This window comes from Clostridium sp. CM037 (genome assembly GCF_055081095.1).
In genome coordinates this window covers 3,803,876-3,829,022 of record NZ_CM143650.1, presented here as the reverse complement: position 1 = coordinate 3,829,022, position 25,147 = coordinate 3,803,876, and the positions used below count along the sequence as shown (strand labels likewise).

22 protein-coding genes are annotated in these 25,147 nt (G+C 32.0%); 20 read left to right on the top strand and 2 right to left on the bottom strand.

What is annotated here, in order from left to right; genetic code table 11:
• Positions 1-124: 124 nt before the first annotated feature.
• Both ACWJKP_RS18350 and ACWJKP_RS18345 read left to right on the top strand, forming a co-directional pair.
• A complete protein-coding gene (locus ACWJKP_RS18350; protein ID WP_165414314.1) occupies positions 125-781 on the top strand; it encodes a response regulator transcription factor in 657 nt (218 codons plus the stop codon).
• Positions 762-2,132, top strand: coding sequence for a HAMP domain-containing sensor histidine kinase (locus tag ACWJKP_RS18345; protein ID WP_165414313.1), 1,371 nt, complete (start codon positions 762-764; stop codon positions 2,130-2,132). The genes ACWJKP_RS18350 and ACWJKP_RS18345 overlap by 20 nt, the downstream gene beginning before the upstream one ends.
• 212 nt (positions 2,133-2,344) lie before the next feature.
• Here the strand turns inward: ACWJKP_RS18345 and ACWJKP_RS18340 are convergent, their stop codons facing one another.
• Positions 2,345-3,880 (bottom strand): transposase, encoded by a 1,536-nt coding sequence (locus ACWJKP_RS18340; protein ID WP_224578784.1) that lies wholly within the window; start codon positions 3,878-3,880, stop codon positions 2,345-2,347.
• 268 nt (positions 3,881-4,148) lie between these two features.
• Here ACWJKP_RS18340 and ACWJKP_RS18335 point away from each other — a divergent pair, with 268 nt between their 5' ends.
• The 8 genes from ACWJKP_RS18335 (at position 4,149) to ACWJKP_RS18300 (ending at position 14,123) form a co-directional block, all read left to right on the top strand.
• Positions 4,149-6,473 (top strand): glycoside hydrolase, encoded by a 2,325-nt coding sequence (locus ACWJKP_RS18335; RefSeq protein WP_187351451.1) that lies wholly within the window; start codon positions 4,149-4,151, stop codon positions 6,471-6,473.
• 117 nt (positions 6,474-6,590) lie between these two features.
• A complete protein-coding gene (locus tag ACWJKP_RS18330; protein ID WP_165414312.1) occupies positions 6,591-7,418 on the top strand; it encodes a metallophosphoesterase in 828 nt (275 codons plus the stop codon).
• 186 nt (positions 7,419-7,604) lie between these two features.
• Positions 7,605-7,925, top strand: a complete 321-nt coding sequence (locus ACWJKP_RS18325; RefSeq protein ID WP_165414311.1) for a rhodanese-like domain-containing protein — start codon at positions 7,605-7,607, stop codon at positions 7,923-7,925.
• A gap of 96 nt (positions 7,926-8,021) precedes the next feature.
• Positions 8,022-10,502, top strand: a complete 2,481-nt coding sequence (locus ACWJKP_RS18320; protein WP_165414310.1) for a CoA-disulfide reductase — start codon at positions 8,022-8,024, stop codon at positions 10,500-10,502.
• Positions 10,503-10,756: 254 nt separating this feature from the next.
• Positions 10,757-11,209, top strand: coding sequence for a DUF134 domain-containing protein (locus tag ACWJKP_RS18315; RefSeq protein ID WP_165414309.1), 453 nt, complete (start codon positions 10,757-10,759; stop codon positions 11,207-11,209).
• 112 nt (positions 11,210-11,321) lie between these two features.
• Positions 11,322-12,149, top strand: coding sequence for an Mrp/NBP35 family ATP-binding protein (locus ACWJKP_RS18310; protein WP_165414308.1), 828 nt, complete (start codon positions 11,322-11,324; stop codon positions 12,147-12,149).
• A 17-nt stretch (positions 12,150-12,166) separates the two neighbouring features.
• Entirely contained in the window at positions 12,167-12,523 is a 357-nt protein-coding gene (locus ACWJKP_RS18305) for a NifB/NifX family molybdenum-iron cluster-binding protein (protein WP_165414307.1), read from the top strand.
• 166 nt (positions 12,524-12,689) lie between these two features.
• On the top strand, positions 12,690-14,123 hold the full coding sequence (locus tag ACWJKP_RS18300) for an IS1182 family transposase (RefSeq protein ID WP_224578724.1): 1,434 nt from the start codon (positions 12,690-12,692) through the stop codon (positions 14,121-14,123).
• Between the two features lie 205 nt (positions 14,124-14,328).
• Here ACWJKP_RS18300 and ACWJKP_RS18295 read toward each other — a convergent pair whose 3' ends face one another.
• Positions 14,329-14,772, bottom strand: coding sequence for a DUF2383 domain-containing protein (locus tag ACWJKP_RS18295; RefSeq protein ID WP_165414725.1), 444 nt, complete (start codon positions 14,770-14,772; stop codon positions 14,329-14,331).
• Positions 14,773-15,040: 268 nt separating this feature from the next.
• Between ACWJKP_RS18295 and ACWJKP_RS18290 the strand changes: the two genes are divergently transcribed.
• From ACWJKP_RS18290 to citF, 10 genes are all read left to right on the top strand, one after another.
• Positions 15,041-16,048, top strand: a complete 1,008-nt coding sequence (locus tag ACWJKP_RS18290) for a GntR family transcriptional regulator (RefSeq protein ID WP_309137253.1) — start codon at positions 15,041-15,043, stop codon at positions 16,046-16,048.
• A 34-nt stretch (positions 16,049-16,082) separates the two neighbouring features.
• Positions 16,083-16,496 (top strand): methylaspartate mutase subunit S, encoded by a 414-nt coding sequence (glmS, locus tag ACWJKP_RS18285; RefSeq protein WP_216302221.1) that lies wholly within the window; start codon positions 16,083-16,085, stop codon positions 16,494-16,496.
• 20 nt (positions 16,497-16,516) lie between these two features.
• Positions 16,517-17,911 (top strand): methylaspartate mutase accessory protein GlmL, encoded by a 1,395-nt coding sequence (glmL, locus tag ACWJKP_RS18280; RefSeq protein ID WP_165414722.1) that lies wholly within the window; start codon positions 16,517-16,519, stop codon positions 17,909-17,911.
• 20 nt (positions 17,912-17,931) lie between these two features.
• A complete protein-coding gene (locus ACWJKP_RS18275; protein WP_165414721.1) occupies positions 17,932-19,389 on the top strand; it encodes a methylaspartate mutase subunit E in 1,458 nt (485 codons plus the stop codon).
• Between the two features lie 52 nt (positions 19,390-19,441).
• Positions 19,442-20,683 (top strand): methylaspartate ammonia-lyase, encoded by a 1,242-nt coding sequence (locus tag ACWJKP_RS18270; protein WP_165414720.1) that lies wholly within the window; start codon positions 19,442-19,444, stop codon positions 20,681-20,683.
• 96 nt (positions 20,684-20,779) lie between these two features.
• Positions 20,780-21,622, top strand: a complete 843-nt coding sequence (locus ACWJKP_RS18265) for a fumarate hydratase (protein ID WP_165414719.1) — start codon at positions 20,780-20,782, stop codon at positions 21,620-21,622.
• Between the two features lie 24 nt (positions 21,623-21,646).
• On the top strand, positions 21,647-22,204 hold the full coding sequence (locus ACWJKP_RS18260; protein WP_165414718.1) for a Fe-S-containing hydro-lyase: 558 nt from the start codon (positions 21,647-21,649) through the stop codon (positions 22,202-22,204).
• Between the two features lie 32 nt (positions 22,205-22,236).
• The gene (citD, locus tag ACWJKP_RS18255; protein WP_165414717.1) at positions 22,237-22,500 is read left to right on the top strand and encodes a citrate lyase acyl carrier protein; all 264 of its coding nucleotides are present in this window, start codon (positions 22,237-22,239) and stop codon (positions 22,498-22,500) included.
• A 12-nt stretch (positions 22,501-22,512) separates the two neighbouring features.
• On the top strand, positions 22,513-23,385 hold the full coding sequence (locus ACWJKP_RS18250; protein WP_165414716.1) for an HpcH/HpaI aldolase/citrate lyase family protein: 873 nt from the start codon (positions 22,513-22,515) through the stop codon (positions 23,383-23,385).
• A gap of 49 nt (positions 23,386-23,434) precedes the next feature.
• On the top strand, positions 23,435-24,973 hold the full coding sequence (citF, locus tag ACWJKP_RS18245; protein WP_165414715.1) for a citrate lyase subunit alpha: 1,539 nt from the start codon (positions 23,435-23,437) through the stop codon (positions 24,971-24,973).
• Positions 24,974-25,147 lie beyond the last annotated feature (174 nt).

Genomic DNA, 25,147 nt, shown 5'->3' with positions numbered 1-25,147 from the left:
TGTTTTTTGAATATAACACGATATCAATTGAGTAGAAGTTATAAATGTTATAGAGAAAATACTTATCTTTGGGTATAATCTAAATAAAAACTATAATAGTTAGTAGCTAAAAGGAGAGGTTTAATTGAATATACTAATTGCTGATGATGAGAAACAAATGGTAAAAATCCTTTCAGCTTATTTTCAAAACGAAGGGTTTAATGCAATTACAGCAAAGGATGGAGAGGAAGCCTTAGATTTGTTTCATTTACATAAAATTGATTTGGCAATTTTGGATTGGATGATGCCAAAGGTTAGTGGAGTTGAGGCTTGTAAATATATTAAGGAAAATAGTAATACAAAGGTATTAATTTTAACTGCAAGAACACAAAATGAGGATGAAATTGAAGCATTAGATTGTGGAGCCGATGAATATATAAAAAAGCCTTTTGATCCTAGAATACTTTTAATAAGGGCGAAAAAGCTTATAAACTTTGATGATGAGATAAGCATTAATAATATAAAAATAAACACAGATGAGAAAAGGGTATATAAAAATGGAGAAATATTAAAATTAACAAAAATAGAATATGATCTTTTGATTTCTCTTGTTAGAAATAGGGGGATTATTTTATCTAGAGATAAGCTAATAGATTTAGTTTGGGGAATGGATTACGATGGAGATCATAGAACAGTGGATACTAATATAAGAAGACTCCGAGTGAAAATAGGTGAGGATAGTATAAAAACCTATAGAAGAATTGGTTATAGTATGGAGGCGGATGAAAATCAAAATAAGTAAAAAGTTCACATTGTCTATAGCGTCAGTCACAATTTTTGCAACTATAATTTCTATGGTGATAAATGTATTTTTTATTGATAGATTTTATATATTTAAAAAGACAAGGGCATTAGACCAGATTTCTGAGCAAATAAGCAGAAAAAAAACAGATTATATTTTTAAAAATATAAAAGAAATAGAAAAGAAAAATGATGTAACCATAGTTTATTCGGAGGTGAGTAGAGACATTAACAATATTAATGAGGATTTAATAACTAAATTTAGTTCAAATAAAATAAAGCTAAATAAATTTTGGCTTACGGAAGATACTTTAAGTGAGTTAGATAGTAAAAGTGTAAATAAGATATATGACCAAGGAGTAACAAAATATAAGGTACTAACAAAGTTTATAAAGATTGATAAGTATATATTTGCTATAGCGATGCCGCTACCATACATGGGAGAAACTATAGATATTATAAATAAGTTTAATATATATTTAAATATATTTTCTTTGATTTTAATTATAATTTTAGTTGGATTTTTTTCTAGAAAAATAATAAAACCATTAGAACTTATAAAAGAATTATCAAAGGATATTGCTAATTTAAACTTCAGGAAAGAAGAAATTAAAACAAATGATGAGATAGAAGAGCTTTCTATAAGTATAAATAGTATGAGCGAAAGCCTAGAGATGGCACATAAGGAAATTAATTTTCAAAATGAAAAGTTAAAGACTTTAATTTCAGATATGGCTCATGAGGTTAAAACTCCATTAGCTTTAATAAAGGCGTATGGACAGGGAATTGAGGATGGTTTAGATGATGGAACATATATGGGAATAATTAATGAGCAAATAGACCATATGGATAGTTTAGTAGAAAATCTTTTGTTTTTGTCAAAGCTTGAAAAAAAAGAATTAAAAAAAGTTAACTTTAGTTTGGAGAAAAAGTTTAGTAGTGTTTTAAAAAAATATAAACTACTTATAGATGAGGCTAACATAAATTTTATATCAAATATAAATAAAGATGAGGAATATATTGTTTATGGAGATGAGGGAGGCATTGATATTGTATTAAATAATTTAATTACAAATGCTATAAAGTATACTAATAATAATGAGGTAGAAGTAGAAATAGTCAAAGAAGATAATAAAACAATGTTTTCTATAAAAAATGGATTAGAAGAAAGTAGTAAAGAAGATTTAGAAAATGTATGGACACCATTTTATGTGCTTGAAAAATCAAGAAGTAAGGAACTTTCGGGTACGGGATTAGGGTTATCTATAGTGAAAAAAATATTAGAAAAACATAATCTTGACTTTGGATTTAATGTAAAACAGAATAAGATTGAATTTTACATAATATTTTAAATAAAGTTTTTTGTAACATTGGCGTAACACTTCTATAGTATTTTTAGTATAGTCGGAAAACAATAATTAACAATTTCCATATTTAAGTATTAAAAGTGCTTATTTGAATGAAAAGTTATATTTGAATTAATTACGGATATGACAAAAAGACTTTTTTATACACTATTTTAAAAAAGCCGTAGGCTGGTTATTGAATTGAAATTTATTTTAAATTACGCAGCTATATTTTTAAGAGTTGGGAAAATATCGGCAAGGGCTATTAATCTTTCTGATGCCCAAGCATCTATGAAACAGCAAAATGCACCAAGAAATACCCTTGTTATTCTACACCCAACAGAATAAATAATTGCATCTTCAGCATGAAAATTGTTATTTATTCTATCCCAACATCTTTCAGTAGTTGAACGTCTTTTATAAAGAGATTTCCATTGTTTTGAACCTCTTAATATTGGAGTGAAATACCTTGGGTTGTCTAATGTTTTAGTGTAATAAGATTTATTGCTTTTCATAGGACATTTTTCACAGTTTTCACATTGAACTGGGAATAACCATTTATGTCTATATTGTTTACTAATAATTCCCCAATTACGAAGCTGATGTCCACAAACAGTTCCGTGTGGAATAGCATTCTTATCAAGTTTAACAAATTCACTATTTGATGAAGGTTTTGAAGAACGTGAATTTAAATCAATAATAGGATTTATTCCATAATGCATGCATAAAAGATAAAAAGCATTAGCATCATAAGCAGAATCTAAGGCTACAGAATGAAATTTAATTTCAGGATATAAATCCACAAGTTCTTTAAGTGCATAAACGCCAGTAACAGCATCATGGCGTGCCGCGCTAACAAATTTAATATGGATAGGTAGGCTGTAAAAGCTATCACAGGCAGTAAATCCGTGATAGGTATGACCATAGTAATAATGTTCATTAAAGCTATCCCAACCCCAGCTAGCACTGGGGTCGGTAAACTTTCGATAACAGTCACAATGTTCTCCTGGTTTAAGTTTGCAATCACAAACTTTTTTACCGTAAGGCGAAGCCTGTGTTGGCATACAGGTTCCGTCGCCAGCAATATTTAGTTTAGAAGGATCGCCCAAAATACCCATTGATAAAGAAGGAATAACAAATAATTCTTTAAGTATGTTGTTCATTTTGGATTCGCTTCTGTCAAGGAGCTTTGAATTATCATATTTTAAGATTCTTTTAACTAAACGGTCAACTACACCAGACTTGGAGTTATTCATCTTTTGGTTTTTCTTTTGTTTTTTACGTGGTTTACGTTTAATTTTACGCAGTTTGGATTTATTAAGGATCTTATCCTTATGAATCAGCCTATCCATAAAATCATAAAAAGTACCTACACCAGGAATTCGGTCAACATGTATGCCTTCGGCTTTAGAGTCTGAATAGCAAGCGGGTATAAAGCCAGATAAAATTGAATAGAAAGGGTCTGAACGTAATGTTTTTACCCAAGATGATATACTAGTTTCTTTACAATAAGCCATGATAATAAGTGACCTGAGTAATGCTACCGCATCTTTGGGCGGAGCCCCTTGATTAGATTTAGAGTAAGTACTTTCTATTAGAGGGACAATTCCGGTTAGGTCGGTAGACCAGATTTTAGTTATTTGTGAACTACGCTCAAACAAAGTGATTTGTTGATTGGTTTGAATATAGAATTTTTCTAAAAATGTTTCAAGAAAATATTGATATTGAGAATGAGAAACCTTAACAGTTAACATAAAAACACTCCTCGCAAATGAAATAATGTAAAAAAATATACATATTTAATTTTGCGAATTTTTACTAGCTGTCAAGTCTTATTTCACAATGTTTAAGTAAAAAAGATTAAAAGTAATACGAATAGCTTAAATTTTCTAGGTTATTCGTACAATATGAGGCACCACGAATTTTTGAGGTGAAGTTGATTTTTGAGCAAAATGAATCAAGAGTTAGCAGTACCTTAAGAGTTTCCGAGAGTGCACGTATTTTACTTATGAGGTGATTTAGTTGAAAAAAAGAATATCATTAGTTTTAGTAGCTATAACTGTAACAACATTGTTTTCAGGTTGTAATAATAAAGCTATTTCAAGTAATAATAAAGTTAATCCGATTAATAACAAAATGAATACTAAGGTTGAAAATTTAGATTTTAAGTTTAAAGTAGAACCTGTTACCTTTAAGGTAACGGTAGAATCTAATGGAATCACGGAAACAGTATCTGAGCCTTTAGAAAAAACGGAGGTATCAAACTTAAAGGACAATGGAGATAAAATATCTTGGAGTTATAAAAAGAAAAATATTGATGTAGAAATTCAAAAGAAAGATAAGTATTTAGATGTATCTATAAAATCTAGTAATAAGGATGGTGAAAATAAATTTTCATGGCCAAAAGTAACAGGAGAAGGATATATGCTTCCATTAAATGAGGGTAAGTATATTCCAAAGGATGATAAAGTATGGAAAGACTATTTAAATGATAATGAAATGAAAACTTTAGAGTCTTTTTCTATGCAGTTTTTTGCAGCAAGCAAAAAGAATTATTCGCTATTATATACAATTAACAATCCTTATAATAATGAAGTTAAATTTGATACTAAAGAAAATATTAAATTTACTTTTAATCATGAATATCCTTCAATAAATAAAAACAAGGATTATGGATTTAGAATTTATTTAACTAAGAATAATCCAGTAGATGTAGCTAAAACTTATAAAAATTTTATTGTGAAGCAGGGTAACTTTAAATCTCTAGAGGATAAGGCTAAGGATAATAAAAATATTGAAAAGCTTTATGGAGCGCCACATGTTTATTTTTGGGATAGGTCTGCAATATCTGAGGAAAATGTTAAATGGGATAAGATAAAAGGAAGCATTCCAAAAGATCTAAAACTTTGGATGCAGGAGTTATTAAAAACAAAGGTTGAGGATGGTGGAGAGCTCGCTACTGCTTTTAATGATTTAGATTCTTCAGATTATGTTGATAAATATACAAAAAATAGAATTATAAAAGGTTTTAATTCTGTGATACAGTTAAAGGCGTTTTATAATCCTAAGGTGTTTACGAATTTAGATAAAAAAAGTAAAGAGTTAATAGATAAGGGAATAAATAAATTAAACCCAGTAGAATTAATAGATTTAAATAAAGGTTTATTAAAATCATCTTTAGGAGATGTAGCAGATCCTATTGAAAAATGGGCAGATGCTAATACTGTTAATGTACTTTACGATATGAAAAAGTCCGGTATTGATAAAATGTGGGTTGGATTAGACGACTTTCAAGAAGGCTTTTTAAAGCCAGAATTAGTTGAAAAAGCAAATGAATTGGGATATTTAATAGGTACTTATGATTCTTATCATTCAATTCATAAGCCAGGACAAGAAAAGTGGTCAACAGCGAAATTTTCTGATACATCTCTTTATGAAAATGCTACTGTAACCAATAAAGAGGGCAAAAAGATAGAGGGGTTCCAAGGGGCTGGAAGAAAGTTAAATCCAACACTTGCTATGCCAAGTGTAAATGAGCGAGGTTCATCTATTTTAAAGACTGGTTTAAAGTTTAATTCGTGGTTTTTAGATACAGATGCAACAGGAGAAGTGGTGGATGATTATTCTAAAGAGCATCCTACAACAGAAGCAGGAGATATAAAGGCAAGAATAGAAAGAATGGAATACCTTCAAAAACAGTTTAATATGGTAGTTGGAAGTGAAGGAGGAAATGATTTTGCAAGCAAATCTATAGCATTTGCTCATGGCATAGAAACACCATCTTTTTCATGGATGGATAAGGATATGAGTAAAAATAAGGATAGTAAATATTATGTGGGAAGATATTATTCAAGTAATGGAGGAGCGCCAGAGTTATTTTCAAAGCAGATACCTATAAAGGATAAGTATAAGAAGTTATTTATGGATACCGCATATACAATTCCACTATACAAGTTAGTTTATAATGATTCAGTTATTACTTCTCATTGGTGGGGCTGGGGTACATTAAAAATAAAAGATGAAGTAGAAAATAGAATGCTATATGAGGTTTTATATAATGTACCACCACTTTATCATATTGATAAAAATGAATGGAATAAGAATAAAGCCGTTATTGTAAAACATACAAAGGTATGGTCTGATTTTAGTAAAAAGGCAATTACTAAGGAAATGACAGATTTTAAGATTCTATCAAAGGATAGATTAGTCCAAATGACTAAATATGGAGAGGATTTAAAGGTAATAGCTAACTTTTCTAATAAGGAAGTTAATGTTGAAGGGGAAAAAATTGCCGCAAAATCCCTTATTATATTTGATGGAAACAATAAAATTAAATATACCCCATAAAGGACTAAGCTAGTTTTTTTGGACTAAACAATAAAGACATGAAACATTACTGTAACATAGAAGAGTTATGTTAATGTTAGAATAGTTTAAAACTAAGGATAAAGGATATGATAAAAAATGAAAGTGAAAAGAAAAATTACTATTTGGATAATATTATTTGTAAGCTTATTAGGAGTATACACAACTTATATAGAAAGAAATTTATTAATTGTAAAAAGGCATAATGTTACAATTAATAAAAATGGGGAGGAAAAGCTAAAGGTAGTGCAAATTACAGATATGCATCTTGGAGAATTTTATAACTTAAATCAGCTAGAGAAGGTTGTCCAAGAAATTAATGGATTAGATGCTGATATAGTGGTATTTACAGGTGATCTAATAGATAATGCTTCAACATATAATGAGATTGACAATATAGCAGAGGTTCTTAAACAAATAAAATGTAAAATAGGTAAATATGCTATATACGGTAATCACGACTATGGTGGAGGGGCTGTTAGATACTATGAGAATATAATGAATAAAGGTGGATTTAAGGTTTTGAAAAATGATGGGACAAGCATTGTGTTTAAGGATAAGCATATAAAAATTTTTGGAGCAGATGATGGGTTAATGGGAAATCATAGTGTAGATAAAACAATGAACGGAATTAACAATAAGTCTGTAAATTTATTATTGTTACATGAACCAGATTTAGTAGACAAATATAGTGATTATCCAGTTGATTTAGTTATTAGTGGACATAGCCATGGTGGACAAGTATACATTCCTTTTTATGGTCCACTAAAGAAAAATGTATTATCAGAAAAATATACCAAGGGCTTTTATAAATTAGACAACCATAGAGGAACAAAAATATATGTTAATAGTGGACTGGGAAATACAAAGGTACCATTTAGATTGTTTAATATGCCGCAAATTTCTCTTTTTAACTTGAAAATTTAATTTTAAAAATAGTTTGGTACACGAACAACTTTCGTGTATCTTATTTTATTAAGTGGTTAAAAATAAATACTTAGTGAAATTTGAAATTTCTATTGCTTTTTATTTTATATATGTTATTGTATTATTATAACGTAATATTAAGATATAATAATATATAAATATAAATTTTCTAGGGAGGCTTAAACTATGTTTAATTCAATTAAAAATGTCAGTGCAGAAGAGGCATATAAGCTTATAAGTGGTGATAAAGAACTTATTATTTTAGATGTTAGAACTAAAGAGGAATATGATAATGGTCACATTCAAGGAGCAAAACTTGTTCCAGTTCAGATTCTTCCTATGAAACTTGCTGAATTTGATAAGTATAAAGATAGGCCGGTACTAGTTTATTGTGCATCTGGTGGAAGAAGCCCAAGAGCAGTGGATATTTTGGAAAACAATGATTTTAAAAATATTTACCATCTAGGTCGTGGAATATCTTCTTGGAGATACGGTCTAACTAGATGATGCTCGGATAATATCCACATGATGTTAAGTATAAAATTAAAGATGAAATAATAATAAAGTTAGTAAACCAATTAAAAGAATAAGAGGGGGATATTTGTGATAAAAAAAATATTAATTGTAGGTGGCGTAGCTGGTGGAGCTTCAGCCGCCGCAAGGTTACGACGACTAGATGAAAATGCAGAAATAATTATGTTTGAGAGAGATGAATACATTTCTTTTGCAAATTGTGGGCTACCTTATTATATTGGTGAGGTAATAAAAGAAAGAGATAAGCTTTTAGTACAAACACCTGAGAGTATGAAAGCTAGATTTAACATAGATGTAAGAAATAACAGTGAGGTAACTTCCATTAACACGGGCAAAAAGGTTGTAACAGTTAATAGTAAGGCTAAAGGCACTTATGAAGAAAGTTATGATTATTTAGTGTTATCACCAGGAGCAAAAGCAATTAAACCTAATATCGAAGGTATAAACAATAAAAGAATATTTACTTTAAGAAATATACCAGATACTGATAACATTAAAACATATGTGGATAAAAAAGGTATTAATAGTGCGGTAGTTATTGGTGGAGGATATGTTGGTGTGGAAATGGCTGAAAACTTAAAAGAAAGAGGTCTTAAGGTTACTCTAGTAGAAGCAGCACCTCATATAATGGCTCCTTTTGACACGGATATTGTTGTAACCGTCGAAAAAGAAATTTCAGATAACGGTGTAGAAATAATTTTGAATGATGGAGTTAAAGCCTTTAAAGATACTGAAGATGGTGTTGAAATAACTTTAAATAGTGGTGCAAAATTAAGCGCTGATATGATTATATTGGCAATAGGCGTATTTCCTGATACTGGATTTGCGAAAGAAGCTGGTATTAAAGTAGGCGCTAAGGGTCATATATTAGTAAATAATAAAATGGAAACTAGTGCAGAGGGGGTATTTGCAGTAGGTGATGCTATTGAAGTTGTAGATTTTATAAACAAAACAAATACTGCAATACCACTAGCTGGTCCTGCAAATAAGCAAGGTAGAATAGCAGCCGATAATATAGCTGGTTTAAAAACTACATATAAGGGAACTCAGGGTACTTCAATTATAAAGGTATTTGGTTTAACAGCTGCAAGTACAGGTAATAATGAAAGAACTTTAACAAGACTTAATATCCCTTATAAAGTTATATTTGTACACCCTGCGAGTCATGCTTCCTATTATCCAGCAGCTCTTTCAATGACATTAAAACTTATTTTTAATGATGAAGGTAAAATACTCGGAGCTCAAGGTGTAGGGTATGATGGAGTGGACAAGAGAATAGATGTACTTGCTACAGTTATTAGACTTGGTGGAACAGTAACTGATTTAACTGAGTTAGAACTTTCATATGCACCACCTTTCTCATCTGCTAAGGATCCAGTAAATATGGCCGGGTTTGTCGCTGAAAATGTGTTAGCAGGAAGAGTGGATGTATTAACCACAGATCAGTTTATAGACTACGATAAAGAAAATGTTACGGTATTAGATGTTCGTACTGAAATGGAATTTAATAATGGACATATTGAAGGTGCTATAAATATTCCTGTAGATAGTTTAAGAGAAAGAATTGGTGAACTTGACACAAACAAAGAAATTATTGAGTATTGTCAGGTAGGATTAAGAGGGTACGTAGCTGCAAGAATTTTAGCTCAAAAACAATTTAAGGTTAAGAACTTAACTGGGGGATATAAATCAGCTTCAAGTTTAAATTTTAAACCAAATAAAGCTAAAATTAGGGATATACCCAAAAATCAGAGTTTAGATCCAGATACTCAAGTTATAAAGGATGAAGTGGCTATAAGCGTTGATAATTATGATAAAACTCTCGATGCTTGTGGACTATGTTGTCCTGGACCGTTAATTCAAGTTAAAGCTAGCATTGACGATTTAAATGAAGATCAAATATTAAAAGTAACAGCAACTGACCCTGGATTTTATGAGGACATTAAATCTTGGTGTAATAAAACAAATAATGAATTAATAGATTTAAGAAAAGAAAAAGGTATGGTTTACGCATTTATAAAAAAAAACAATAATAATCTTACAAAAATAAATAAATCATGTTCCTCAGATACAGTGGAAAAAAATAATAAAACAATGGTAGTTTTTAGTGGTGATTTAGACAAAGCTATTGCGGCATTTATTATCGCAAATGGAGCAGCTGCAATGGGGAGTAAAGTTACCATTTTATTTACCTTCTGGGGTCTTAACATCATACGGAAACCTGAAAAAGTATCTGTAAAAAAAGGTTTAATAGATTCAATGTTTGGAGTTATGATGCCAAGAGGAAGTAAGAAACTTAAACTTTCACAAATGAACATGATGGGAATTGGAGCTAAAATGATTCGATCAGTAATGAAGAATAAAAATATAAGTTCTCTTGAGGACTTAATAAAATCAGCGATTGATAGTGGAGTGGAAGTGGTAGCCTGCTCAATGTCCATGGATGTTATGGGAATTACAAAGGAAGAACTTATTGATGGAGTGAAAATTGGTGGAGTTGGTTATTACCTAGGCCAAACTGAAGATTCAAATGTAAATCTATTTATTTAATAATATATAAAAAGTGTCTATCATATAAGATACATTTTATTTTTATGATCATACTTTTTTTAATTATACTAATTGTAATTTCAACCTATAAATATTCGTATTTTAATTGTATCTTCAACATGTTAAGAAAAAAAATATATATTAAATATTGTTATTTGACATTAATGGCAAAAGGATGTAAAATTTATTAGCATATGCCACCAATTAAGAACATTTAAGAACTTAAAAAAGTATATGAAATAAGGAGAATATTAATGGCAAGACCAGTTAAGGATAGAAGGGTGGAAAATCTACCGCAATATACATACTTTGTACCTGCAGGTAGAAGGAAATGTGAAATTGAAGAAATAATTATAAAGGTTGAAGAGTTTGAAGCCATGAGGCTTAAAGATGTTGAAGAACTAAATCAGGAAGAATGTGCAAAGAGAATGCTAGTTTCAAGACAAACTTTTCAAAATATAATTGATAGCGCACGAAAAAAGATTGCTATAGCTTTAATAGAGGGAAAAGCAATAAATATAAGTGGTGGAAACTATACGAGGAATATATGTCAATTCAAATGTGCATCCTGCGGTTATACCTATGAAATAAAGTATGAAGAAGATAGAAAAATTTGTCCATCATGTGCTTCGCAGCAAGTTACTTGTAATAAAAGAAGCAGTTTTTGTCATGGACAATGTAATAAACAGACAACAGATGATAAATAGTTTTATAAGTTTTTACTTAAAACAAATCTATGTTTATTGGCATTTGACAACAATAAATAATAGTATTATAATATAAATGGCATATGACAAATAAAAAGCGAGGTGATAATGCATGGCTGATTGTAAAAGTTGCCCATCAAATGGTGAGTGTGATAATAAAGATACATGTAGCATAGAAAACAATCCATTAAACAAAGTTAAAAACATTATCGGCGTCATGAGTGGTAAAGGCGGCGTGGGTAAATCAACAATATCTGCTCTTATTGCGCATGAACTTAATAAAAAAGGTTATAAGGTCGGTCTTATGGATTCGGATATTACAGGCCCAAGTATACCAAGGTTGTTAGGTATTAAAGATGTTAAACCTGTAATGAGTGAAGCGGGTATTATACCAGTTAGAACAGTTGAGGGTATTGATGTTATTTCAATGAACTTTCTTGTGGAGAATGAAGAGGATCCAGTTATTTGGAGGGGGCCCGCAATTTCTGGGGTTGTTAAGCAGTTTTGGACTGACGTTATATGGGGAGAGCTTGATTATTTAATTATAGATATGCCTCCTGGCACAGGAGATGTTGCTTTGACGGTAATGCAATCAATACCAATTACAGGTATAGTAATGATTTCAACGCCACAGGATTTAGTGTCTATGATTGTTGGGAAAGCAATCAATATGGCCCGTAAACTTAATATAAATATATTAGGATTAATAGAAAATATGAGTTATATTATTTGTCCAGGATGCAGTGAGAAAATAAAAATCTTTGAATCACATAACATAGATGAATTCTTAAATAAAAATGACCTAGATTTGCTTGGCGAAATTCCGATGTGTAGAGAAATTGTTAATATTTCTAACAAGGGAGAATACAACCTAAATCCTGAATTATCAGAAATAGCCGAAAATATTATTAATAAAATTATTAATAATATAAAAAAATAGAAATGGAGGTGAACGATATGAAAATAGCAATACCTAGTAATGGCAGTATGGTAAATCAACATTTTGGAATGAGCAAAAGTTTCGTAATTGCGACAGTAGAGGACAAAAAGATAGTAAACATTGAAGAAATATCTGCAGTAGAGCTTGCACATCAGCATCAAGGCTTGGCAGACCTACTTACAAAGCACGGAGCTACAGTAGTTATTACTGGAGGAATTGGTGGGGGAGCAATTAGCGGTCTACAGCAGAATGGCCTTGAAGTGATAAAAGGAGCATCTGGAGAATATAAAAAGGTTATAGAGGAATATATTAATGGAACGTTAGAAGATAAAAATGTAGTATGTAATCATCACGGTGAACATCATCACCAATAAAGAAAAAGGAGCACAATTGTGCTCCTTTTCCAGACCGTTGACAAACATAAAATGTAAAACACTCTAATTTAAAATTGGAGTGTTTTTTTCATATTCAAAAAGGATTTTAGGACATCAATGTCGAATATATATAGTATACAAACTTTATAATTCGGAGGGCATTATTATGATTAATGAAAAAAACTTCACACAACAAAAACTAGAAATGGTGTATTTAGAAGATTTAGTTCCTAAAGACCATATTTTGAGAAATATAGATAAATACATGGATTTCTCTTTTATAAGAGAACTGACTAAAAAATATTACTGCTTAGATAATGGAAGACCTGGCGTAGATCCCATTCTACTTTTTAAAATGCTGTTTATTGGGTACTTATTTGGAATAAAATCTGAACGACAACTTGTAAAGGAAATTGAAGTAAATGTGGCTTATAGATGGTTCCTAGGGCTAAGTCTTACTGATACTATTCCAGATCATTCAACAATTAGCCAAAATAGACGTAGACGATTTAAAGGAACAGATGTGTTTCAAAAAATATTTGACGAAGTAGTATTTAAGGCTATAAATCTTAAGATGGTAACCGGTAAAATACTTTACACAGATTCTACACACCTAAAAGCAAATGCTAATAAGCGAAAGCTTGTGAAAATTGAAGTTGAAAAAACGCCGAAAGAATATGTAGCTGAACTTAATAAAGCAGTGGAAGAAGATAGAATAAACCATGGTAAAAAACCTTTAAAAGAAAAAGAACCTGTTACCAAAATAAAAGAAACTAAAGTTAGCACAACCGACCCCGACAGTGGATATATGATGAGAGATGGCAAGCCGGAAGGCTTCTCATATTTAGATCACAGAACTGTCGATAGCAGACATAATATAATTACTGATGTGTATGTTACTGATGTGTATGTTACTCCTGGAAACATAAATGATGTTGATCCTTATATCGATAGATTAGATGTGCAAATAAAAAAGTTTAATTTTAATACAAAATATGTTGGTGCAGATGCTGGTTATGCTACAAATCTTATATGTAAAAAACTATATGAGAGGGAATTAAAATCTGTAATGGGATACCGTAGGTCTCCACATACAAAAGGAATGTACACAAAAAATAAATTCCAATATGTTAAAGAGCAGGACATTTACGTATGCCCTGACTTAAGGGCTTTACATTATAAAACAACAACAAGAGAAGGATATAAAGAATATGTTGGTAATGCAAAATATTGCGACATATGTCCAAACAGAGCTCAATGCTTTTCTGCAAAAAGCAAGTTTAAAACTATTAGAAGACATGTTTGGGAAACGTATAAAGAAGATGTTGTAAAGTTCACCAGAACAGATAAAGGCAGAAATATATATAGAAGAAGAAAAGAAACTATAGAGCGAAGCTTCGCAGATTCAAAACAACTGCATGGGCTTCGCTATTGCCATATGCGTGGATTAGAAAATGTGCAAGAGCAGTGTCTGCTTACAGCAGCAGTGCAGAATATGAAAAAGATAGCTAGCCTGCTATCTTTAAGGTTTTTTGATTTTCTAACTAAGAACATAGTTGTTATTTTAAATTTATCCATAACTCAAAATGCTATCGCATAATTGCATGTAAAAAGCCCAGTATAATAAAAAAATTATACTGGGTTTGTAAACAACCTGAAAAGGAGCACAATTGTGCTCCTTTTGTTATTTACTAAAAAATGCAGAAGTCATCTTAAAAAGTCTAATTAAATTCTGCTATTATATTATTAATATGAAATATTGGACTAAGTGTATATTAGGCCAATTTTATTTTTTTGTAATATTACTATACATCGTTTGAAGTATTAATAAGATTATTTATTGAATTAATATTATTTTGATATTCGGTTATGATAGTGTTTAATAGTTCAAAGTTGTTATGAGCATCACTACCAGCAAGTAATTCATTAACAAATTTTATTCCCATGTATTCTCCTTGGACTGCTTCTTTAAGATAACTAGCAGTATCAGTAGTGCCAATATGTTTTATATTTGATATAGTTTCTGCTACGACACCTTGGATTCCTATACCATTTGATGGATTACCACCAAGATCCTGTATTTTAGTAGAAATTTGGGTGGTATGTTGCTTATGAATTTGTTGTATTTTTTGTAGTTCACTTTTGGTATTAGCATCATTAGCATGCTCAATTAGGTCATCAAAACTGTTAACAGCCATGTATTCGCCTTCCAGAATAGAATTCAAATTTTTAATGTTTTCACTATTCATATTATCAACTCCTTAATATTTATTTTGCCCAAATAGATCATGCTTATTAAAAAAAAGAAATAAGAATAAATTATATAAAAAGTTAGATATAGTATTTTATTACGTTTACAGACGAATAGTGTTACGTTTACATGGAAATAGTATTAAATCTAAGAACAAGTTAGATAATTGTGTCTAATTGCTCTAAAATACGGAAAACGCAACTAAATGCTCGTAAAACAACGATTGAAGTGGATTGGTCCATATAGTATAATAAATCTTGTAATGGATTAGTCCATTAATCCAATATGCTTTAGGAGGAATTTTTATTAATATCGAAATAAACAAAAAAAATGGAATACCGCTTTATATTCAAGTTAAAAAACAAATTATGGATGAAATAAAAAAAGGAACTCTTAAGGTTGGAAGAAAAATGCCTACAGAAAGAGAATTGTCTGCGAGATTAAAAGTAAGTAGAAACACTGTAAGCACTGCATATAACGACTTGGAACAAGATGGGGCGTTAAAATCCTATCAAGGAAAGGGAACTTTCGTAGTTGAAGAATCTATATCTTGGGAAAATCTCGATATTGAAAATAAAATAATGAAATTCATTGATTTAGGATTAGAGGAAGCTCTAGAAATTGGAATGAAACCAGAAGAATTTCTAGATTTAGTAAATCAAAGGGTAAATGAAAAAAAACAAATAATGGATAAAGTAATAGCAATATATATAGAGTGCAACATAGAACAAGCTAAGATGTTTAGTAAGCAACTTAGTAAAAATAGTAATATGGATGTAATGTTCTTAATGGTAAATGATTTACGAAAGATGGACAAGCTAACTAAAGATAAGATTGAAAGTGCTGAGTTTATAATAACCACATTTAATCACATTAATGAAGTTACAAATTTAACTGAGGGGCTTAATAAGGAGATTTTAGGTGTTGCAATTACTCCAAATTTAGAACCAATAGTTAAAATAGCTAGATATGGTGAGAATACAAAATTTGGATTTGTATGTATCTCTGAAGAATTTATTTTTAAAATAAAAGGAGCTTTAGAAAAGGCAGGATTAGCTGATGCCAATATAAAATTCTCAAATACTACTGATGATAATGAACTTAAAGATATAATTCGAGAATCAGATGTGATGATAGTATCACCAGGCAGATATAAAGATGTTAAAAGTAAAAATCCCAGCAATAAGGAAATAATTGAATTTCTATATAGTCTAGATGAGGGTTCAGTAAAAGCGCTTAAGTCAAAGATTATTGAAATAAAGTTCAAAAAATAATGTGTTAAAAAATTATTTAGGAGGCTTTTAAAAAATGGAAAAAAAGACTTTAATTTTAGGAGTAATAGGTTCAGATTGTCACGCGGTTGGTAATAAGATTTTAGATTATGCTTTAACGGAAGCTGGTTTTAATGTTATAAACATAGGAGTGCTTTCACCACAAGAAGATTTTATAAATGCAGCTGTTGAAACTAATGCAGATGCCATAATAGTATCTTCTCTTTATGGACAAGGAGAAATCGATTGCAGAGGCATGAGGGAACAATGTGATGAAGCAGGATTAAAGGGTATATTACTTACTGTAGGCGGAAATATAGTTGTAGGAAAACAAAATTGGGAAGATGTGCACAGTAGATTTAGTGCAATGGGATTTGATAGAATATATCCACCAGGAACAACACTCGAAACAACAATACATGATTTAAAAGAAGATTTGAAAATATTATAAAATCAATAGGAGTGATATAAGTGGATGCATATTTGCTTGTAGATTTTGGAAGTACATATACGAAATTAACTGTTGTAGATATAGCAAAAGAAGAAATAATTGCTACGGCTAAGGACATAACGACAATTGAAGACAATATAATGATCGGTTATGAAAAAGCCTATGCAAAAATAGAACCAATATTAAAAGACAAAAATGCTAATCTTATTAATAAATTAGCATGCTCCTCAGCCGCGGGAGGCCTTAAGATGATAGCCATTGGACTAGTGCCAGATCTAACTGCAGAAGCTGCTAAAAGAGCAGCACTTGGAGCTGGAGCTAGAGTATTAAAAGTATATAGCTATGAATTAACATTGACTGAAATTGAAGAAATTAAAAATTCAGACTTAGATATAATACTTCTTGCAGGTGGAACTAATGGTGGCAATAAGGAATGCATTATACACAATGCAAAAATGTTAGCTGACAATGGAGTTGAATTACCAATAGTAGTAGCTGGGAATAAAGTAGCAAGTGATGAAATAAGACAAATACTCACTGACGCTAAAATGTATTTTAGCATTACTAAAAATGTAATGCCAACTTTGAGTAAACTAAATGTAGAGCCGGCTAGAGAAGAAATTAGAAAAGTCTTTATGGAAAAAATTATTGACGCTAAAGGGCTAAGTAATGCAGAAGATTTAGTGAAGGGCATTTTAATGCCAACACCAGCGGCCGTTCTAAAGGCAGCTACGATACTTAGTGAAGGCAGTGATGAAGAAAAAGGTCTAGGAGATTTAATAATTATCGACATTGGTGGAGCAACAACGGATGTACATTCTATAGCAGAGGGAGAACCTACAAAGTCTGGCGTTTCAATAAGAGGCCTAGAAGAACCTTTTGCAAAAAGAACTGTCGAAGGTGACCTTGGTATGAGATACTCTGCAGTTTCTTTGAGGGAAGCGGCCGGTAGCAGAAAAATCAGAAAGTACTTAGGGGACACAGAAAGAAAAATTGATATTGAAGCAAATTGTAAATATAGAATAGAGCATATAAAAATGGTTCCTACAACTAAGGAAGAAATAGAATTTGATGAGGCTATGGCGAAAGTAGCCACAGATATATCTATGGAAAGACATGTAGGTACTATAGAACACACAAACACTCCTATGGGAGCTATGTACACTCAAACAGGAAAAGATCTTATGGAAGTAAAGTATATGATAGGTACAGGTGGAGCATTAATACATAGTGATAATCCACAAGGAATCTTAAAAGCGGGAGCCTTTAGTGCAGAGAATCCAACGTATTTAAAGCCGCGGGATGCAATGTATTTGATTGATAAAACTTATATATTATCTGCAATGGGTTTATTGTCTCAAGATTACCCAGACAAAGCTGTTAGAATCATGAAAAAGTATTTAGTAAAAGTATAATTAATTAGGAGGTAATTTCAGTGGAATTAAGAAATAAAAAATGGACGGATGAAGAGTTCTTTGAGGTTAGAAAAGAAGTAGTAAGTCAATGGCCAACAGGTAAAGAGGTAGATTTAAAAGAAGCTGTAGAATATAACAAGAGAATTCCAGAGCATAAGGACTTTGCAAAAAAATTAATAAAAGCTAAAGAAGAAGGAGTAACACTCGCACAACCAAGAGCAGGTGTTGCGTTAATTGATAAGCATATCGAATTATTAAAACACTTAGAGGAACAAGGCGGAGCAGATTTACTGCCAACTACAATAGATAGTTATACAAGACTGAATAGATATGATGAATGTGAAATTGGAATACAAGAAAGTTTAAAGGCAGGAAGATCTTTACTAAACGGATTCCCAGGAGTTAATCATGGAGTTAAAGGTGGTAGAAAAGTTTTTGAAGCTGTAAATTCTCCATTGCAAGCAAGACACGGAACTCCAGATGGAAGATTATTAGCTGAAATCACTCATGCTTCAGGTTGGACTTCAAATGAAGGAGGCGGTATTTCTTACAATATTCCATATGCTAAAAATGTAACTTTAGCAAAATCAGTTTTAGATTGGCAATATTGTGATAGACTTGTTGGCTTTTATGAAGAACAAGGAGTCTCATTTAATAGAGAGCCTTTTGGACCATTAACAGGAACTTTAGTGCCACCTAGTACGTCAAATGCAATTGCAATAATTGAAGCTTTACTTGCTGCAGAGCAAGGAGTTAAAAATATTACAGTTGGATATGGTCAGTGTGGAAATTTAATACAAGATGTTGCAGCTATAAGAGCATTAGAAGAGCAATGCGACGAATACTTAAAAGCTAATGGATATAAAGATATATATTTAACCACAGTATTACATCAATGGATGGGAGGCTTCCCTGAAGATGAAGCGAAAGCTTTTGGAGTTATAGCTACGGGAGCTGCAACAGCTGCACTTGCAGGAGCAACAAAAGTAATAGTTAAAACTCCTCATGAGGCTATAGGGATTCCTACTAAAGAAGCTAATGCTATGGGAATAAGATGTACAAAGATGACTTTAAACTTATTAAAAGGCCAAAGGATGCCTATGTCTAAAGAGTTGCAAACAGAGATAGAAGTAATAAAGGCTGAAACAAAGTGTATGTTAGATAAGATGTATGAAATCGGAAAAGGCGATTTAGCTATAGCGACAGTTAAAGGATTTGAAATGGGGATTATTGATGTACCATTTGCACCAAGTAAATATAATGCTGGTAAAATGATGCCTGCAAGAGATAATAATGGAGCAATAAGATACCTGAAATTTGGGAATCTACCATTTACACAAGAATTGAAAAATTTCAATATGAAAAAACTTGAAGATAGAGCAAAATTTGAAAACAGGGGTATAAGCTTTCAAATGACTATAGATGATATATTTGCAGTAGGAAAAGGTGTACTTATAGGAAGACCACAGAATAAATAAATGTATAGATGATTCAAAGTTACAAAAATTTATAGAAGGACAGGTGTATATTATGAAAATTATTGATGTAGTGTGTTCAACAGGAAGAACAGGATTTTATTTTGACGACCAAAGAGCTATAAAAAAAGGTGCAGACCATGATGGATTTACATATGTAGGTGCGCCAGTAACAGAAGGATTTACATCAATTAGACAAGCGGGAGAATCAATATCAGTAATGATTATACTTGAAGATGGTCAAGTAGCTTACGGAGACTGTGCAGCAGTACAATATTCAGGAGCAGGTGGAAGAGATCCATTATTCCTTGCAAAAGATTTTATACCAATTATAGAAAAAGAAATAGCACCAAAGTTAATAGGTAGAGAATTAGAAAGCTTTAAAGCACTTGCAGAAGAGTTTGATCATATGTTAGTTAACGGTAAAAGACTTCATACAGCAATGAGATACGGAATAACTCAAGCTATTCTAGACGCTGTAGCAAAAGCTAAAAAAGTAACTATGGCAGAGATTGTACGTGATGAATATAAAACTGGAGTAGATATCAAGAGAATTGATATTTTCACACAATCAGGTGATGATAGATATGCTAGTGCAGATAAAATGATAATTAAGGGTGCAGACGTAATGCCTCACGCACTTATAAACAACGTAGAAGAAAAATTAGGACTTAAGGGTGAAAAATTACTCGCTTATGTTGAATGGTTAAAAAATAGAGTATTAAAAATAAGAACTAGCGAGAATTATAATCCAATATTCCACATAGATGTATATGGAACAATAGGACTAGCTTTTAATAATGATATAAAAGCTATGGCAGATTATATAGCAACACTCGAAGAAGCTGCAAAACCATTTAAGTTAAGGATAGAAGGACCTATGGATGTTGAGCATAGAGAAAGACAAGTTGAATCATTAGCTGGATTAACAGCAGAACTTGATAATAGAAAAATTAATGTGGAACTAGTTGCAGACGAATGGTGTAACACATATGAAGACGTAGTATTATTTGCTGATAAGAAAGCAGGCCACATGCTTCAAATAAAAACTCCAGACTTAGGTGGAGTTAACAACATAATTGAATCAATACTATACTGCAAAAAACAGGGCCGTGGAGCATACTGTGGTGGAACATGTAACGAAACTAACAGATCTGCAGAAGTTTGCACAAACATAGCTATTGCTTGTGGAGCAGATCAATGCTTAGCAAAACCAGGTATGGGTGTGGATGAAGGTTACATGATAGTTAACAATGAAATGAATAGAGTTGTAGCTCTAGTTAATAGAAAAAAATAAGCATAATAAATATGGGATGATTTTCAGAGGCGGTTTATTTAAACTGCCTTTTCCCCTTTTCCTATATTGAAATATTGATTTAAAAGGAGAGTAACGATGAAAGAAATAAATGTGGCTGAAATAACAAAAACCGTAAGAAATTTATGTATAGATGCTAATTACTATCTTTCTGATGACATGAGAAATAAATTAACGAAGGCTAAAGAAGAGGAAACTTGGGATATAGCTAAAGGTGTTTTAGATAAGATTTTAATAAATGCAGATATAGCTAAAAATGAAAAAATGCCAATGTGTCAAGATACAGGGATGACTTGTGTATTCATAGAAATGGGCCAAGATGTCCATATAGTAGGAGGCAGCCTTTACGAATCTATTAATAAAGGTGTAGCAGCAGGATATGAAGATGGATTTTTAAGAAAGTCAGTAGTTAAAGACCCAATAGACAGAGTAAATACAAAAGATAACACTCCAGCAGTTATATATTATGATATAGTTCCAGGGGATAGGTTTAAAATAACTGTAGCTCCAAAGGGTTTTGGTTCAGAAAATATGAGTCAGATTAAAATGTTAAAACCTTCAGATGGTCTTAAAGGGGTTAAGGAATTTATTCTAAAAGTAGTAAAAGAAGCTGGTCCTAACCCATGCCCACCAATAGTTGTAGGTATAGGATTAGGTGGGACTTTTGATAAGGCAGCTAATCTTGCTAAAAGAGCAGCGATTAGACCTACTGAAGAGGCAAACTCAAACCCTTTCTATGCAGAACTTGAAAAAGAGCTTACGCAGGAAATAAATAAGCTTGGTATAGGACCTCAAGGTTTTGGGGGAAGAACTACCGCATTAGCTGTTAATATTGAAACCTATCCAACTCATATAGCGGGTCTACCAGTTGCGGTAAATATAAACTGTCATGCGGCAAGACATGCGAGTAAAGAGTTATAATAAGGACGAGGGGAGGAAAATGTTATGGAGAAAAGAATAACTACGCCACTTACGCAAGATAAGGTTAAAGATTTAAAAGCAGGAGATAGTGTGCTATTATCTGGTGTTATATATACTGCTAGAGATGCAGCTCATGCAAGACTCGTGGACCTTATAGATAAGGGAGAAAAACTTCCGATGGATATTAAAGACTCAGTCATATATTATGTTGGACCAACTCCAGCAAAGCCTGGAAAGGCCCTTGGATCAGCAGGACCAACTACAAGCTATAGAATGGATGCATACACTCCAAAGCTTTTAGAAAAAGGCTTAAAGGGAATGATAGGTAAGGGATTAAGATCACAAGAGGTTGTAGACTCTATGATTAAAAATGGTGCTGTATATTTTGCAGCCATTGGTGGAACAGCGGCTCTAATAGGTAAATGTGTAAAAAAAGCAGAAATAGTAACCTATGAGGATTTAGGTTCTGAAGCTATAAGAAGACTTGAAGTAGAGGATTTACCGATAGTTGTAGTAATAGATAGGGAAGGTAACAATCTATATAAACAAGGACAAAATGCTTATTTGGAAAGTGTAAAATAAATTTGATTTAAGTTATAGTGTGAGGTGATACCATGGAAATTAATAAACCAGCAAAAGCCGGAACAATGGAATCTAACGATATATATGTAATGCTTATGCCAAACCCTAAGGGCGGTATTGAAATAAATCTTCAAAGTATTGTTATGAAACAGTTTGGGGAAGAAATAGAAAGAGTAATACTAGATACACTTAAGGAATTAAAAGTAGAAAATATTATAGTAAATGCTCAAGATAAAGGTGCATTAAACTATACAATAAAAGCTAGAATAGAAACAGCTACAAAAAGAGCTCAATAAGAGGTGATGTATATGAAAAGGTTGAGAAGAACTATGCTATTTATGCCTGGTAATACTCCAGCGATGCTTCAGGACGCAGGAATTTTAGGCGCAGACTCAATTATATTAGATTTAGAGGATGCTGTAAGTCTAACAGAAAAAGACAGTGCTAGAATTTTGGTAAGCGAAGCAATAAAAAATGTAGATTATAGTAATGTAGAAGTGGTAGTTAGGGTAAATCCATTTTCTACTGAATTTGCACAAAAGGATATTGATATAATTGCAAGAGTTAAACCAGATACATTGATGATACCGAAAGCTACAGAAGAAGAACTAAAGGATATAAATGAAATACTTACAAACATAGAAGCGCAGGAATGTTTTGCAAAGGGAAGTATAAAGCTAATTCCAATAGTGGAAACAGCCTATGGAGTTGAAAATGTTTATAACATAATAAAATCTTGTGATAGGATAGTAGCTGTTTTACTTGGAGGAGAGGACTTAACTTCAGATTTAGGTATAAAAAGAACCAAAGAAGGAGAAGAAGTTTTCTATGCAAGGAATCGAGTAGCAATTGCATGTAGGGCAATGAAGGTGGATTCTATTGATACTCCATTTACAGATACTAACGATTTTGAGGGATTATCAAAAGATACGTTTAAAGCTAAAAGCCTAGGATTCACAGGTAAAGCAGCAATAAATCCAAGACAGATTGATACCATTCATTCTGTATACGCTCCAACTTCAGAAGAAGTAAAATACGCCAAAAGAGTCCTAGAGGCTATGGAAGAAGCAGAAAAAGAAGGAAAAGGAGTATTTTCCCTAGATGGGAAAATGGTAGATGCTCCAGTTATAAATAGAGCTAAAAACACAGTAGAATTAGCAAAGCTTTTAGGCATTATATAAAAGCTTTTTTTAAGCTACTTTAGTGGATTAGTTAATTGAGGTGATAGTAATGAAAAATATACTAGGTAGAGAAATACCAGAATATATAGAAGGTTATGGAAAAGTAACCCCTTTCGAAGGTGAATTTAAACATGTTGGCATTAAAATGAAAAAAGAAGTAAAAGTAAACTCTGTAACTCCTAGTGACGAAAAAGTTTTAAGTAGTATAGAGGAAGTTTTAGAGAAGGTTTCATTAAAAGATGGTATGACAATTTCATTCCATCATCATTTAAGAAATGGAGATCATGTATTAAATTTGGTGGTGGATGCTATTGCAGAAAGAGGAATAAAGAATATTACCTTAGCAGCAAGCTCTCTGTTCCCAAACAATGTGCCTTTAATTGGGCACATAAAAAACGGTGTAATTACTAAAATAGTGACTAATTATATGTCAGGTCCTGTGGCACAAGAAATTTCCAGAGGAATATTAAAAACACCAATTATAATGCATACCCATGGTGGACGTGCTAGAGCAATAGAAAGTGGAGATTTGCACATAGACGTAGCTTTCATTGCAGCACCTACAGCAGACACATATGGAAACATTAATGGATTGTATGGAAAATCAGCCTGCGGAGCCCTAGGGTATGCAGTATCAGATGCGCAGTGTGCAGATAAGGTAGTGGCAATAACAGATAATTTGGTACCTTACCCTACTTGCCCTATAGAAATAAGTCAAATATATACAGATTATATTCTAAAGGTAGATTCCATTGGTGATCCAGCTGGAATAGTATCAGGTACTACAAAAATCACTAAGGATCCAGTGGGACTTAAAATAGCTAAAATGGCAAGTGATGTTATGGTTGCGTCAGGGCTTGTTAAAAATGAAATGTCATTTCAAACAGGCGCAGGTGGGATTTCTTTAGCTGTAGCTGCAGAATTAAGAAAGTATATGAAAGAGAATGGTATAGTTGGTAGCTTTGCGTCAGGTGGAATAACTGGATATCTTGTAGATATGTTTAAAGAAGGATTATTTAGATCATTATTTGATGTGCAGTGTTTTGATTTGCAAGCAATACAATCTTATGTAAGTACTCATAAACATCAAAGAATGTCTGCTTCCATGTATGGAAATCCAGATAACAAAGGTGCAGTTGTAAATAACCTAGACATAGTCATATTAGGTGCTACAGAAATAGACACAAATTTTAATGTTAATGTAACCACTGGTTCAGATGGGGCTATCATGGGTGGTTCTGGGGGCCATAGTGATACAGCAGCAGGAGCTAAGCTTACAATAATTGTTACACAATTAACGAAGGCAAGACTTCCAATTATAAAGGATAGTGTAACTACGGTAACAACTCCAGGAGAAAGTATTGATGTTATTGTAACAGAAAGAGGAATAGCCGTTAATCCAAAGAGGACGGACATAATTGAGAAATTAAAGAAAACTAATCTTCCTATAATGACGATTGAAGAGATGAAAGCAATAGCTGAAAAAATGACAGGTAAACCAAAAGCAATTGAACTTTCGCAGGAAATAGTTGCAGTTATAGAATATAGAGATGGTTCGGTAATTGATGTGGTTAGAAGACCACTATAAGGCATAAGATAAAGCTGAAAATAATAATTTTCAGCTTTATTTTATTGTGCGCCCGGCATGGGCGCAATCTAATGGGTGAAAGTCCCTAGCACGGGTTAATAGTGCCAAGTGCATAGCTTAAGACAAGGGTGTCCACCGCGAGGTGGAATCTGAAGGAAGTCGGCGGCGAAACTC